The following is a 14465-nucleotide window of genomic DNA, read 5'->3' as shown; positions in this document are numbered from 1 at the left end:
GGCGATCACAAGCGAAATATCGCAATTTCGGGTGGATTCTGCGCATCCGGTAATTGCCTTACGCTGGCGTCGGATTTTCCCTTCTCGCTACTCGGAACCGGGCGACGGAAATGTCCTGCTTTGCGACTTTTTGCCGATGCAGGCAGCGCGAACGAGCAGAGACTGGCAAAATCGCGCCTTCGAACAGATTCACCGCCGCCACTGCCCAGGATTTCCCCATGCAAATGACCACCGCCCTACTGATCGTCAACCCGTGCGACGACGAAGAAGACAACATGGCCATGCTCTGCTGCCACAGCGACAAGGGCGAGATGTTCCTGATGAGCCGTTATCCGGATGAGGATGAGCTGGAGATCACCCTGGATGGCGAGCCTTCGACGCTTGACGGCGTGAAGGTCACGCTGACGTCGGAACTGCTGAAGATCGAGATTGCTGCGGCGGATGCCGATGCGTTGAATGGGGATGATGTGCTGGAGATCAGTTTCAATCCGGATATGGTGGATATGGATGAGGTGGTTGAGACTTTGAAGAATATTCTCGATGGGACAGGAACTTTTGTAATTAATCTGGAATAACCAGTTCGGCTCGCATGACAAGATAAATGACGACGGCATTTGATCGCCCTTATGCCATCGTCATTAATTCCACGCTGATCGATACCTCTACAAGCTCTAAACACCTGAAAACCATAATTCGCGCTAATTTTCCGCATAGAACGCCGCTGTGTTTAACAGCACGGAGCTCGATCCTACTACTCCTCAAGAAGTGCCCTACGCAATCATCGGAAGCCGTCTGATTGCGGGCCCACCCCTCCCTTGTTATTACTCGTTGCGCTTGCAAAAAAACATGCAAGCTCGGCGCACAAAAAAGTGCCGACAACGTGATATTCAATGGAGTCATATGTAATGGGTAGAAAAAGTTCTGAAATAAACACCTTCGAGGATTTGCCTTATGGCTCGGGCCACTTTGAAGGTTTCCTGGCGACGGAACTGGACTTCTTCGCCTCACTGACCCGCTGACTCGGCCTCCCGATCAGCCAATCCTGAAAATGCCGAAAGTCGATCTTTCGGCATTCAAGCCTACGAGGCTCACCATGTCAGAGCGTGAGATTTCATCCAGCGAAGCGTTTGTCCGAATAAACAATGTTATTCAGACACTGGGTTTGAAAGCGCGAGTGCGCTATGTCGATGACGGTAATCTGGTCGCTACTGCCGAACTCTATAACGAATACGACACGCTGATTGAATCAGGCGCAGGCAAAGGTCCCGACGCGCTTGTAGGTGCACTTGCTGAAAGCCTTGAGCACTACGCGATGTTTCACGCCGAGCCGCCATTTTGCACAACGCTTGGTTGCAGTGACATCGCTTCGCAGAACGGGGTCGAGTCGGACGGCATTTTCACAAGTCTGCGAAAAAACATCGAGCCTCTACAGTGTCTGCAGCTTGCAGCACTCGACGGCTGCGCCGGGCTTTTTGTGCCATGCGCCCTGCTGTATCCGGTCAAAGATGAACGTAAAACAACGAGTCAACCGACGCGCTTTTTAAATCGCTACGCCTCTAACTCAGGAACTGCTTTCGGCTGCACGAAATCAGAAGCACTGCTGCACGGTACCCTAGAACTGATTGAGCGACACCTGTTGTCCCGGTTTTTCATGGCCATCTGCAGACTGATACCTGCGATAGATCTCTACTCACCGTCGGCGCCCCTGCTTGCGCAAGCCCTGTTCAACAACTCATACGCGCTACGGGCTGCCGAAGCTTTGCAGATCATCATTATCAAAGACGAGTCAGAAGTTTATCTGGCGGTTGCATTCCCACGAACCGGCCCCGGCGACCGACATATATCCGCAATCGGCTCCGGCTGTTCTTTGGACATATTTATCGCCATCCAAAGAGCGGTAACGGAGCAATTCCAATCAAACGCCTTATACGACGCCAACGATGAAATCGCGGACCGAAAGGTACTTGATGTGCTTTGTCAATCCGAGAAACTGAAACAGCTGATAGACTTTGCACCCGTTAAAAACTTGAAACTCAATACCCTGGCGCCGCCAAAAAGCCTGCTTGCACTCTCTGTTCCTGAACAACTTGCCTTGCTCCGAAAAAACCTGAGCGGTATGAACAAAGTCCTATTTTCCAGAACAGTCATGGAGTACCCGGGGACCAACGTAGTTACCCAGACTTATATCCCGGGTCTCGACCGATTCAACATAATCAGAAATGGCCAACCCGTAGCTCCTCAGCACATTTTGCTCGGCACCAGGAGCACGCCAACGGCGTGATCCAAAACGACCACAGGCCCATACTCATGCAGACATTTATAAGAACAGCCTGCGAGAAACATCGACTCCTGCTGGTGATGACAATAGGCGCGACCATCACCCTGAAAATCCTGGCCCTGGCCCCTCCTTTGTTATTGGGCAAGATCGTCGATTCACTAAACGATGCCGATCACACAACGCTGCGTACGCTGCTTTTTTCACCGCAGCTTTTACGCTGGCCGGTTGCATTCAGTCGATGACCACCCCCTGCAAACGCTGCTGCTCTCAAAGCTCGTCCAGCGAATTGTCATGGATACTTCCATCAATTGGATGGCGCGGTTGATGGGCAAGGATTTTTCCCAGTTTGGCACGTGGCGAGTAGGACACTTCATCAAGTCGGTCGAGCGCGGAATCACTGCCCACGAACAGTTGCTGATGTTCTTCGTCACTACGGGTTTTCCCCTGTGCCTGGAATTTCTTATTGTGGCCGGCGCATTCTGGTATATGGGCGGAGCCTGGGTTTTCTGCGCGCTAGCTGGCCTCGGTGGCTGTTATCTCTACGCAACTCACCGGATCATTCGATGGCGCCGAAAACACATCGATGCTGTTAATGACCAGGAGGATGAGCTAAGTGCAACCTTGGTCAATACTTTGAGAGCTGGTAAATCGATAAAACTGGAACGCGCCGAACGCACGGCCCTGCAACCCTTGAACCGAGCGTTTGAGCGCTACGCCAACGCTGCTGTAACCGTAGCAGGCTCGGGCGGACTGTTGAGCGCGGCGAAGATTTTGTTTATCAGCCTGTCCACCGGCGGTTTGTTGGCTTGGGGAGTCATGGATCAGACGTCCGGACAAGCAAGTATCAGCGTCGGTCAGTTGGTGGCCATTTCCTCTATTGCTGGTACGTTCCTGTTGAATGTATCGGCGCTGACCGAAGGCTATCGGGTGCTGGATCAATTTTCGGCTGATCAACGGCGACTCAAAGAATTACTTGCAACTGCTGACTTCGACAACGATCGCCGCAATGACTCTGATGCGTTGCATAACCTATCAACATTACGCCTCGAGCCCTGCGAGATCACCCATAACGGTGTTGCGCAGCTATCAATTGCCAGCCAGATCAGCTTCCGACAGGGCCAATCCTTTGCGATCATCGGGCCCAGCGGCGCTGGCAAATCGACGTTACTCGAAGCGCTGGCAGGACTGGATTTTTCGGTGCGGCCCCGGCTGTTCATCGACGAGCTGTGCATAGATCGCTTAAATGCTCGCGTTCATCTGGAAACGGTGCGTTACAGCCCCCAGTCTCCGCAGTTCCTGGAAGGAAGTTTTGAACAGTCCGTACTTTTCGGTGTTGAGCAGTCGAAAACATTGAACGAGGCAATTCAATGCCTCCAGCTTGATGAAATCATTGGCCGAGGTCACATCGCTGAAAACGCCACCAATATCTCCGGAGGTGAAGCGAAGCGGCTTTCGTTGCTGCGACTTCTGAATCGACCGGGCAAATTCAATCTGTTTGATGAGCCGAGTGCTTCGATTGAACCGAAACTCGCTACACCAGTGTGGGATTTGCTATTCAAGACATTCGCTGGACAGGGCCTTATATGTGTCACCCATGATGTTGAACATCTCCATCGTTTTGACCGCGTGCTCGTCATGCAGCAAGGCGCCATCGTTGATGAAGGCAAATGGTTCGAACTACTTGAGCGCCCCGCCATCAAGGTCATATTGCACAGCTTGCACACGCAGACCTGAATCGCAAAAACGTCCAGAAACGGCCCCACGCAGTGCAAACGAGGGCCGATACTGACAAATCGCGCAAATGCCGTTAGTCGCCGCCCCCCACGATGGATTAAAGTAACGCCCCCAGCCCCGGCGTTATCCGAACGCCCCGGCCACCCCTTTCCAGGAACAGTCACCGATGGAACATCGTGAAGCGCTGCTGGCGCTGCGAACCTTTCTTTCAACGCAGATTCTCGGCCAGGAAAAACTCATCGAGCGCTTGCTCATCGCCCTGCTCGCCGACGGCCATATGCTGGTCGAGGGCGCTCCCGGTCTGGCCAAGACCAAAGCGATCAAAGAACTCGCCGAGGGCATCGAAGCCCAGTTCCATCGTATTCAGTTCACCCCCGACCTGCTGCCGGCTGACATCACCGGCACCGAAATCTACCGTCCGGAAACCGGCAGCTTCGTGTTCCAGCAAGGGCCGATCTTTCACAACCTTGTGCTGGCGGACGAAATCAACCGTGCGCCGGCCAAGGTGCAATCGGCTTTGCTCGAAGCGATGGCCGAGCGTCAGGTCAGCGTCGGGCGCAGCACCTATGAGCTGTCGCCGCTGTTTCTGGTAATGGCCACGCAGAACCCGATCGAACAGGAAGGCACCTATCCGCTGCCGGAAGCCCAGCTCGACCGTTTCCTCATGCACGTCAAGATCGGCTTCCCTGACGCCGCCGTCGAACGGCGCATCCTGCAACAGGCGCGCGGCGAGGCGTTGAACGGCGAGACCAAGCCCGAGCGTCGGGTCAGCCAGCAGGCGATCTTCGCCGCGCGCAAGGAAATCCTCGGTTTGTACATGGCCGACGCCGTGGAGGAATACCTGGTGCAACTGGTCATGGCCACGCGTAACCCGGCCAAGTTCGACCCGGAAATGGCCGAGTGGATCGCCTATGGCGCCAGTCCGCGCGGTTCGATTGCCCTCGATCGCTGCGCCCGCGCCCACGCTTGGCTGGCCGGTCGCGACTTCGTCAGCCCGGAAGACATTCAGGCCGTGCTGTTCGACGTGTTGCGCCACCGCATCATTCTGTCGTTCGAAGCCGAAGCCGCTGGCATTGATCAGGATCGCGTGGTGCAGCGGATTCTCGACGTCGTCGCCGTCGCTTGACCCCCATGAACGCCGCCCTGCCCTCCGAACCCGGTATCCGCATCAGCCTCGCCGAGCTGATCGAGATGCGTCACCGCGTGCGCGAGGTGCAACTGTTTTCTACGCCGAGTCAGCGCAGCCCGCTGATCGGCCTGCATCATTCGAAATTCCGTGGCCGTGGCGTCGACTTCGATCAGGTGCGGGTCTATCAGGCCGGTGACGACGTGCGCACCATCGACTGGCGCGTCACCGCGCGCACGCAGGAGCCGCATACCAAGCTGTTCCACGAAGAGCGCGAGCGACCGATTTTCATCATGGTCGAGCAAAGCACGCGGTTGTTTTTCGGCTCGGGGCTGATGTTCAAGTCGGTGCTGGCGGCGCAGGTCGCGGCGTTGATCGGCTGGGCCGCGCTGGGGCACAACGACCGCGTCGGCGGATTGGTGTTCGGCGACAACGAGCACTACGAAATCAAGCCTCGCCGGAGCAAGCAGAGCCTGCTGCAATTGCTCAACCGGCTGGTCAAGGTCAATCAGTCGCTGCACAGCGAGCGCGAGCCGGATCGCGATGCCTTCGGCGTGGCCCTTCGCCGCGCGCGGGAAGTGCTGCGGCCGGGCAGTCTGGCCATCGTCATTTGCGACGAACGCGCGTTGTCCGACAGCGCCGAACAACAACTGAGTTTGCTGGCGCGGCATTGTGATCTGCTGATGTTGCCGCTGTCCGATCCGCTGGATCATGCTCTGCCCGCCGCCGGCCTGCTGCGCTTTGCCGAGCGTGGCGCGCAGCTGGAAATCGACACGCTGAACTTCGACCTGCGCCAGACCTACCGCGCCCAGGCCGAAGCGCGCATCGCTCGCTGGGAATTGCTCGCACAAAAGCTGCGGGTGCTGCTGATGCCGTTGAGCACGCAAAGTGAAATGGTCGAGCAGATGCGCGAGTTCCTGAACCCGCAGCGTCCGGGGAAAGGTCGATGAACGGCCTCGACCAACTGCAGCCGCTGATCTCACCGCCGCCGATCGCCTTCTGGCCGCCGGCGCCGGGCTGGTGGCTGCTGCTTCTGCTGTTGCCGCTGCTGGGTTTTGCCGTGTGGAAGTTGCGACGTTTCATTCCGATGAAGAAACGCCCGGTGGTGCGCGCCGAGCAGCCGCTGGACCCGGTACGCATCGCCGCGCTCGCCGAACTGGCGCAAATGCCCAAGCCTTACGACGGCGCTCCGGCCGGCGCTTGGCTGCAACAACTCAACGGCCTGCTCAAACGCCTGTGCCGCAACCACTATCCGTACAGCCAGAGCCACACCCTCAACGGGCGCAAATGGCTGGCCTTCCTCGATAACCGCTGCCCCGCTGCCGGCCTGACGCGCTGGATGGTGCTGGTTGAAGGCGCGTACAAACCGGAATGCAAACTCGACGACAAAGCCATCGCCGGCCTGACCCAAGCGGTCGACACGTGGATTCGCAAACATGTTTGAGTTCGCCTGGCCTTGGATCTTTGTGCTGTTGCCGCTGCCGTGGCTGATGCGTCTGATCCTGCCGGTGGCCGACAGCGGCGAGCCGGCATTGAAAGTCAGTTTCCTCGCCGACCTCGAAGGCCTCGCCCGCCGCCGCGCCCGCGCCAACTTGCCGGCGTGGCGGCAGCAGGCGCCGTTTATCTTGCTGTGGCTGATCTTGCTGATCGCCGCCGCGCGCCCGCAATGGCTTGGCGAGCCACTGCCAATTGCCGCCAGTGGCCGTGATCTGCTGGTGGCGGTGGACGTGTCCGGTTCGATGGATTTTCCCGACATGCAGTGGCAGGACGAAGAAGTCAGTCGCCTGTCGCTGGTGCAGCACTTGCTCGGCGATTTCCTCGAAAGCCGCGACGGCGATCGCGTCGGTCTGATCCTGTTCGGCAGCCAGGCCTACCTGCAAGCACCACTGACCTTTGACCGGCGCACCGTTCGCATCTGGCTCGACGAAGCGCGGATCGGTATCGCTGGCAAAAACACCGCGATCGGCGATGCCATCGGTCTGGCCCTGAAACGCCTGCGCCTGCGCCCGGCGCAAAGTCGCGTGCTGATTCTGGTCACCGACGGCGCCAACAACGGCGGCGAAATCAATCCGCTGACCGCCGCAAAACTGGCCGCCAGCGAAGGCGTCAGAATCTATCCAATCGGCATCGGCGCCAATCCCGAGGACAGCGGCTCGACCGGCCTGCTCGGGGTCAATCCGAGCCTTGATCTGGACGAACCGGCGCTCAAGGCCATCGCCGAAATCACCGGCGGCCAGTATTTCCGCGCCCATGACGGCTTGGAGCTGCAAGCGATCAAGGACACCCTCGATCAGCTCGAACCGGTGACTCAGCAACCGACTCAGGCACGTCCGGCGCAAGCCTTGTATCACTGGCCGCTGGCGTTGGCGCTGTGGTTGAGTCTGTTGCTGGTCGTCCGCGAACTGTGGCCGGACAATCCGCTGCAACGCCTGTTTACCAAGCAACTGTATTTGCAAAGTCCGCTGCCGGACTGGCGTGAGCGCTTGCAGCGTTTGCGCCTGCGGAGGCGCCGATGATCGCGCTCTGGCCGCACTGGTTCCGCCCTTGGTGGCTGTTGCTGTTGCCGCTGCTCGGCTGGCTGCTCTGGCAACTCTGGCACCGACAGAAACGCGCCGGTCGCTGGCAGATGATTCTGCCGCCGGCATTTCACGCTGTGCTGCTCAGTGGCGGCAGCGGTCGCCAGAGCAAACTGCCGTGGATCGCCCTAGGCGTGGCGTGGTTGCTGACCATTCTGGCCTTGCTCGGGCCGAGCTGGGAGCGCGTCGAACAGACCAGCCAGAAACCCGCCGACCCGCTGGTAGTCGTGCTCGAACTGACCCCGGAGATGCTCGCCACCGACTCTCCACCGACGCGTCTGGAACAGGCGCGGCGCAAGCTGTTCGACCTGTTGCAGGCGCGCAGCGATGCGCAGACCGCCATCGTCGTTTATGCCGGCAGCGCGCACACGCTGGTGCCGCTGTCGGATGATCTGGCCACCAGTCGCAATCTGCTCGACGCGCTGAAGCCGTCGCTGATGCCGGAAGCCGGCCACCGCGCCGATCTGGCCGTGGGCAAAGCATTGGCCTTGCTCAAGCAAGGTGCGCTGGGACAGGGGCGGATTCTGCTGATCGGTTCGTCGCTCAATGAAGAAGAACGGCGAGGCATTCGTCGTGCTCTGAATGGCGAGTCGACGCAACTGCTGATGCTCGGCATCGGCACCGCCGAAGGTGCGCCGATTGCCCAGGAAGACGGCAGTTTCCTCAAGGACGAGCAAGGCGCGATCCGCGTGCCGCAACTCGACAGCCCGGGCCTGGCGACTTTCCTCAACAGCGTGGGCGGTGAGTATCACCCGGCGCGACTCGACGAGGCTGATCTTGGCGCACTTGGCCTGCTCAACGGCCCGCGCAGCCTGCGCGACGATGGCCAGACCGTGCGCCTCGACACGTGGGCCGATCAGGGTTACTGGCTGCTGTTGCCGCTGCTGTTGCTCGCCGCCTGTGCCGGGCGTCGCGGCTGGCTCTTCTGCCTGCCGCTGCTGTGGTGCCTGCCGCAACCGAGCTACGCTTTCGACTTCGAAGACTTGTGGCTGCGCCCCGATCAACAGGGTTTGCACCTGCTCAAGCAGAAACGTCCGGCCGAAGCCGCGCAGCATTTTGACGATCATCAATGGCAAGGGGTGGCGTTGTACGAGGCCGGCGACTACAGTGGCGCCGCTCAGCGTTTTGCCGAGGGCAGCGATGCCCGCGCCCACTACAATCGTGGCAACGCTTTGGCGAAAAGCGGCGAGCTGGAAGCGGCGATCGATGCCTACGAACAGGCGCTCGAGCTGCAACCGGATCTGCGTCCGGCGCAGACCAACAAGGCGCTGGTGGAAAACCTGCTGAAGCAGAAAAACGCTCCGCCGCCGCCCGAGCCGGACAACCAGCCGAACGAACAAAGTCTGCCCGGCGATGAGCCTTCGCCCACCACCGCGCCCCCTCCGGCGGTGAGCAGCGAAACCCAGAGCGAGGCGCAACCGGCCGAGTCGGCCAGCGAACCGCCGCCGACCGCCCCGCCGCTGCCAGGCCCCAATGAAATCCCCGGCAGCAACGAGGAAGAGGAAACCGACACGGTGCCGACCCTGCGCCCGAGCGAGAACAACCTCGAAGGCGAGCAGCGTCAGGCGCTCGAGCAATGGCTGGGCAAGATCCCGGACGACCCGGGCGAACTGCTCAGGCGCAAATTCTGGTACGAACAGCAACAACATCAGGATCAGGAAAACAATCGATGACCCGCTTCACCGCTCTCTTGCTGCCCCTGCTGATCTGCACGGCCACCGCTCAGGCGGCCGAGCTGACCGCCAGCGTGGATCGCAGTCGCCTGAACTCCGGCGAGACGGTCGAGCTCACCCTCGAAACTGACGACGTCACCCAGTTCGGCAAGCCCGATCTGTCGGCGCTAGAAACGCTGTTCGAAGTGCGCGGCACGCGCCAGGTCAACCAGCTCAACACCCTCAACGGCGACAACCGCGCGACCACACGCTGGATCATCACCCTGCTGCCAAAAGAAAATGGCAGCGTAGTGATTCCGCCGCTGCAACTGGGCGAAGCACAGAGCCAGCCGATCACCGTGCAGGTGATCGCCAGCGACAACCGCGAAGACAACAACAGCCTCGATCCGGTGTTCATCGAAGCCAGCCTCGACCAGACCAGCGTCTACGTGCAGGCCCAGGCCATCCTGACCCTGCGCATTTATCACTCGGTTTCGCTGTACGACGACAGCAGCCTGAGCCCGCTGCAAATTGCAGACGCGCGCATCGAACAGCTCGGCGACACGCGCACCTACGAGAAAGACATCAACGGTCTGCGCCACGGCGTGATCGAGATGCGCTACGCGATCTATCCGCAACACAGCGGCCTGCTGACGATCGCCCCGCAGACGTTCAGCGCCACGCTGGTGGATACCGCGCCATCGGCAGACGCCTCGGGGCCGAAACCCGGCAAACTGATGCGCGTCAGCTCGGCGTCGATTCCGCTGACGGTCAAACCGAAACCGCTGACCTACCCGGTCGATGCGCCATGGTTGCCGGCGCGCAACCTCAGCCTCAGCGAAAGCTGGAGCCCGGAACCGGATCACACTCAGGTCGGCGATTCCCTGACCCGCAGCCTGACCCTGAAAGTCGAAGGCCTCGCCAGCTCGCAACTGCCAGCCCTGCCCGCCACCGACGTCAACGGCCTGCGCCGCTACCCCGACCAACCGGTGCTGAGCAACCAGAGCAGCGACCGCGGCATCATCGGCAGCCGCGAAGAGCGCGAAGCACTGGTGCCAAGCCGCAGCGGCGCGATCGACCTGCCAACCGTCGACGTGGTCTGGTGGAACACCTTCGAAGACCACCTCGAACACAGCAGCCTGCCCGCGCGCACCCTGCAAGTGGCGAACAACCCCAGCCTGCAAATCGACACCCCGGCCGGCACCCTGCAACCGAGCACGCCCGACAACGACACCCTGTGGTGGTGGAAACTCAGCACCCTGATCCTCGCCTGCACCACCCTGCTCGGCTTCGGCCTCTGGTGGCGCGCCCGCTGGCAACCGGCAATCCACCGCGCCGCCCAGACCGGCCCTAGCCCACGCACCCTGCTCGACGACATCAAACGCGCCAGCCAAGCCAACGACCCCCACGCCACCCGCCAGGCACTGGACGCCTGGGCGCGGCAGCAGCCGGAGACGCTGGCAGACATGGCCGCGCGGTTTGTGCCGTTGTCGGACGCGTTGGATGGGCTGAACGGCGCGCTGTACAGCGAGACCGGGCAGCATTGGCAGGGTGAGGATTTGTGGCGGGCGATTCGTACTATTCCCGCCGCCGAGCGCGTGCAGGATCCGGTGAGTGAGAGTGGATTGCCGCCGCTTTATCCGAAGTGAAAAGCAAAAGATCGCAGCCTTTGGCAGATCCCTACGGATTGTGTGTAGGAGCTGCCGAAGGCTGCGATCTTTTGATCGGAAAGTCCGGAATCAATACTCGAATTTCGTTTTGACTTGTTCGCCTTCTCGATAGGAGAGGACGAATGACTTCCATGGCTCGCCACGCTTGACTGCGTTTTCCTGAAGCTGGTCGACCAAACGAAGGATAATCGCCCCGTTAATATCAGTTTCAGCGTTCCAGTCCTCGACGCCATCTTTCTCAACGCACAGCTCCGTCTCGATGTAGCCCTCCCCCAACTCCACGCCATAACGGAACGCGTCATAGCCATGGACGATGCCGGCTTCGACCACCTGAAAGATCTCTTGGACGATCTTTATGTCTTCGGTAATCACTGTAAAACCTCCAGATTGCGACTGAAGCTGAGTTCCTCTGAGATGTCCAATCCATAAGCTATTTGTTTCCCGCGCCTCTCCTCATGCGCCACCAACTTCTACATAGACAGCCTCAACGATGGCGTCGTTTTCCCCGAAATCAGGCACATAAAACCTTAAACCCACGCCAGTGACACTGAAGCCTGAATTATTGAAAACCAGAACCTCTCCTCGCTTGGCCAAAAACTGTCGAACCACAAGCGCATTCTCACCGACCAGTTTCTGGTTGTCCCAAACAAGCTCACTCCATTTCAAAAACTCAACGCCAAAGACCCGGTAGCGCTCATCAAAGTAAACGTGCACGCCTAAATCATCGTAAGCGTCGGTCGGTACTGTCGAATATTCGGCTTTGTAAAACGCCTCAAACCGATCACCAAGCGCCTTCCTTGATTCTTCTCGGGACATGCCAGCGTGAATCAATCCGAGATCACCGCGACTTAAAAAACTAAATACCATTGTCATCTTTTCCGGGTTCTCCTGAACCAAGAAAGATGCGCGAGTCCTTCCAAGATGGTCACGCTTGACGCCCGCGCCCCTTACTAAAGACCCGATGTCGTCGCATTCTGCACCTATGGATAACTCACTGGTGGTAGCCCTGATAATCAAATCCTTATGGAATATCCGGCCAGACTGGCTTGCGCAGCAGTGCATCCAAATCTTCGAAAATATCCCTGAAAAAATTGGCGAGATCCATGAAGTCCGTTCGTGAATTCAGCAACGCGGCTTTCAACATGACATCATCTGTATTTTCTTTGGCGGATGCCGCTCTGGACATATTGTAGAAAGCGTTTGCTAGCCTTTCCGCTAACTCGTCTTCCCAGTTCAGCTTGTAATCAGCTTCCCAACTGCCACCATCAAAATCACCGGCTTTATCTTTCACCAATTGGATAATCAGTTTCTTTACTGACTCGAAATCTTTCATCTTTCAACTTTCTCTTGATCGGATAACTTTTGGCTGCGCTGAACAAATGGCACACTTTTTACTTATCAGACATGGCTCTCACTCAAGAGAACATCGACTTTCGCCTTATATTCAGGATGACGCTGTAGGTACTTATCACAAGCTAGCCGAAGGTATTCCATGCAGACCTCTTCACTGATAATAATTGTGTCTGCATCGCTAGAGGGATACCCATAAGAAAACTCCACTCCTTCGAAATGGCCCTCTTCAAATGAGCTATTTACATCAGGAAAGTTACAGTATGCTCCATCAACACTGAACCCCCAACGCCTCGCAATATAGCCCGCAGCCTCGATGAAACGGCCATCATCATACATCCGGTCAAAATACCCTTTGACAATCCAATAAGGGTCTGACTGGCGGTATGGCTGACCGAACAACTCCTTCATAACAACCTCACTTCATTGCCGGATCATACACTGTCATTTCTTGAGTCTTCTGAATCGGAAACAATGTCCAACTCGTCCCACAGCATCGACAAGCCTATGCTTTCCATATAAGTCCCAAAGTCCAGAAAAGGCGCAACGCCGATCGCCTCAACTGAAAACCAGGTAGCGTCGCACTCTGGGCACATGAATAACTCTTTCCCAGTGGCCTTGACATGGGCACAGACAATGTAATCCTGCTGACATCTTGGGCAGATGATCATCTCTGGCTCCTGTTAGAGCACGATGCCGTTGAATGAATTTTCGCGGCGCAGATTGATATATAAAGTGGTGATCAAGTCGTCGTCATCGTCAACGTAAAACCCCATCCCCAACTCACCGACTTCAAATCCGTCATCGTCAATGACGGGGTCAATACCATGGCGACGAAACAAAGCCAACACGTCCGTGGATGTTTCGCCTACCAGCTTGTGGCCGTTCCAGGACACCGTGCTTCTTTCGAAAAACTCTACCCCTTTAACCATATCGCGCGCGTCGTAGTAGACATGAAGGTCGAGCTGAAAATAAGCATCCGTAGTATTCAAGGAGTCAGCTGTTTTCCAGAACACTTCGAAACCGGCTCCCAGAATTTCGCGCACTTGAGCTCTGGACAGTTTTCCATTCAGGGGGCCGACCAATCCGTGTTCCGCAATTGAAAAGTCCATTTGAAGCCTCTTGCTGGCGAACAATCCAGTTTCTACTCTTTCCCCGCAACGCATGTGGGCGCGCCCTAACGTACTTCCTTGGTATAGGAAGAAAATTTACCGCCACCTTGATCAATATGTAGTCGTTCGCATTTATTGCATCGATAAACAGTAGTAGCACCCGCTCCTATCTGCTGATAGAACTCTTCCTCTGACAACCAACGATCTGCCAAGGCAGCACCCAGCTCATCTATCTTTCGCTCGGCAACCATCGAATATTCTGACTCGGACGTACCATGAGACAAATTGATTATCTGACCGCACACACAGGAAAATTTAGGCATTGTATTGGTGGCTCAGCTCAAGAAAAGTAACTGCTCGCACACGGTCTTGAGACGGGCACATCAAGACAAAAAATCTTTTATCAGCGAGCGTTGGGAATGGGATCAATCATTGTTTCACCTGATAAAACGTAACCACCGGGCCGTAATCCTCATCCGAGTTCGACACCTCGACAGTGAATAATGTGTCCGGGAATTTCTCCTTCAGCACCATTCGCCAGGCAAACCCGATCATCTCGCACAGCTGAAGAAATATTCTGGGCGATACACCATTTCCGTATTGGCCAAAAACATCATAAATCTTCACACAATTCATAAGCAGCTCAACCTCCGCCATGTCGCCAGCGGCCAGGTTCACGCAGCGCGCGAACGCTTCGTGTGAAAAATTTCGCTCGAGGAAGACGCCTCCCTCAGACACGATGAACGTCGGGAACAGCAACGTGGAAAACATCAATATCTGTTCCGGGTGGCATTGGTCGTTGATATACGAATGAATATCCAGGCCTTCCTGATTTGCCCATTGCTGCTTCCACGCGTCATAGGGTTCAGTGTCGATGACGAAGGGTAAAGAGTTGATCAGATGCATTGCATGGGCTCCAGACACGATTTTCCGCCGTAGGGGACCTGGGGGACAGATCTCTGTTTAT

General features: G+C 57.3%; 17 protein-coding genes. 10 read left to right on the top strand and 7 right to left on the bottom strand.

Features of this window, described 5'->3' with window-relative positions; translation table 11 throughout:
• Positions 1-218 precede the first annotated feature (218 nt).
• From ACZZ0K_RS09065 to ACZZ0K_RS09020, 10 genes are all read left to right on the top strand, one after another.
• A complete protein-coding gene (locus ACZZ0K_RS09065) occupies positions 219-575 on the top strand; it encodes a hypothetical protein (protein ID WP_258706799.1) in 357 nt (118 codons plus the stop codon).
• Positions 576-1093: 518 nt separating this feature from the next.
• Positions 1094-2281, top strand: coding sequence for a YcaO-like family protein (locus tag ACZZ0K_RS09060; protein WP_258706800.1), 1188 nt, complete (start codon positions 1094-1096; stop codon positions 2279-2281).
• Positions 2278-2520, top strand: a complete 243-nt coding sequence (locus tag ACZZ0K_RS09055; RefSeq protein WP_460061646.1) for a hypothetical protein — start codon at positions 2278-2280, stop codon at positions 2518-2520. The genes ACZZ0K_RS09060 and ACZZ0K_RS09055 overlap by 4 nt, the downstream gene beginning before the upstream one ends.
• 49 nt (positions 2521-2569) lie before the next feature.
• Positions 2570-4012, top strand: coding sequence for an ATP-binding cassette domain-containing protein (locus ACZZ0K_RS09050; RefSeq protein ID WP_463559062.1), 1443 nt, complete (start codon positions 2570-2572; stop codon positions 4010-4012).
• 166 nt (positions 4013-4178) lie between these two features.
• Positions 4179-5138: an AAA family ATPase gene (locus tag ACZZ0K_RS09045; RefSeq protein WP_007913915.1), complete on the top strand. Its 960-nt coding sequence runs from the start codon at positions 4179-4181 to the stop codon at positions 5136-5138.
• 5 nt (positions 5139-5143) lie between these two features.
• Complete coding sequence (locus ACZZ0K_RS09040) at positions 5144-6088, top strand: DUF58 domain-containing protein (RefSeq protein WP_016774988.1); 945 nt, start codon at positions 5144-5146, stop codon at positions 6086-6088.
• On the top strand, positions 6085-6582 hold the full coding sequence (locus tag ACZZ0K_RS09035; RefSeq protein WP_110645661.1) for a DUF4381 domain-containing protein: 498 nt from the start codon (positions 6085-6087) through the stop codon (positions 6580-6582). The genes ACZZ0K_RS09040 and ACZZ0K_RS09035 overlap by 4 nt, the downstream gene beginning before the upstream one ends.
• Positions 6575-7654 (top strand): vWA domain-containing protein, encoded by a 1080-nt coding sequence (locus tag ACZZ0K_RS09030; RefSeq protein ID WP_071172680.1) that lies wholly within the window; start codon positions 6575-6577, stop codon positions 7652-7654. The genes ACZZ0K_RS09035 and ACZZ0K_RS09030 overlap by 8 nt, the downstream gene beginning before the upstream one ends.
• Positions 7651-9387 (top strand): tetratricopeptide repeat protein, encoded by a 1737-nt coding sequence (locus ACZZ0K_RS09025; protein WP_258706802.1) that lies wholly within the window; start codon positions 7651-7653, stop codon positions 9385-9387. The genes ACZZ0K_RS09030 and ACZZ0K_RS09025 overlap by 4 nt, the downstream gene beginning before the upstream one ends.
• The gene (locus ACZZ0K_RS09020) at positions 9384-11015 is read left to right on the top strand and encodes a BatD family protein (RefSeq protein ID WP_258706803.1); all 1632 of its coding nucleotides are present in this window, start codon (positions 9384-9386) and stop codon (positions 11013-11015) included. The genes ACZZ0K_RS09025 and ACZZ0K_RS09020 overlap by 4 nt, the downstream gene beginning before the upstream one ends.
• A gap of 90 nt (positions 11016-11105) precedes the next feature.
• Here ACZZ0K_RS09020 and ACZZ0K_RS09015 read toward each other — a convergent pair whose 3' ends face one another.
• The 7 genes from ACZZ0K_RS09015 to ACZZ0K_RS08985 form a co-directional block, all read right to left on the bottom strand.
• Positions 11106-11408, bottom strand: coding sequence for a hypothetical protein (locus ACZZ0K_RS09015; protein WP_122087874.1), 303 nt, complete (start codon positions 11406-11408; stop codon positions 11106-11108).
• An 81-nt stretch (positions 11409-11489) separates the two neighbouring features.
• A complete protein-coding gene (locus tag ACZZ0K_RS09010) occupies positions 11490-11909 on the bottom strand; it encodes a hypothetical protein (protein ID WP_236169867.1) in 420 nt (139 codons plus the stop codon).
• A gap of 148 nt (positions 11910-12057) precedes the next feature.
• Positions 12058-12369, bottom strand: a complete 312-nt coding sequence (locus tag ACZZ0K_RS09005; protein WP_056789445.1) for a hypothetical protein — start codon at positions 12367-12369, stop codon at positions 12058-12060.
• 65 nt (positions 12370-12434) lie between these two features.
• Positions 12435-12797 (bottom strand): ribonuclease toxin immunity protein CdiI, encoded by a 363-nt coding sequence (gene cdiI / locus ACZZ0K_RS09000; RefSeq protein WP_258706804.1) that lies wholly within the window; start codon positions 12795-12797, stop codon positions 12435-12437.
• Between the two features lie 23 nt (positions 12798-12820).
• Positions 12821-13057: a hypothetical protein gene (locus ACZZ0K_RS08995; RefSeq protein WP_071172685.1), complete on the bottom strand. Its 237-nt coding sequence runs from the start codon at positions 13055-13057 to the stop codon at positions 12821-12823.
• A 12-nt stretch (positions 13058-13069) separates the two neighbouring features.
• The gene (locus tag ACZZ0K_RS08990) at positions 13070-13498 is read right to left on the bottom strand and encodes a hypothetical protein (protein ID WP_258706805.1); all 429 of its coding nucleotides are present in this window, start codon (positions 13496-13498) and stop codon (positions 13070-13072) included.
• A gap of 429 nt (positions 13499-13927) precedes the next feature.
• Positions 13928-14404 carry a hypothetical protein gene (locus tag ACZZ0K_RS08985; protein ID WP_252878338.1) on the bottom strand — a complete coding sequence of 159 codons (477 nt, stop codon included), beginning with the start codon at positions 14402-14404 and terminating at the stop codon, positions 13928-13930.
• Between the last annotated feature and the right edge of the window lie 61 nt (positions 14405-14465).

Source organism: Pseudomonas sp. AC255, assembly GCF_979258175.1.
This window is presented reverse-complemented; position numbering and strand designations above follow the sequence as displayed.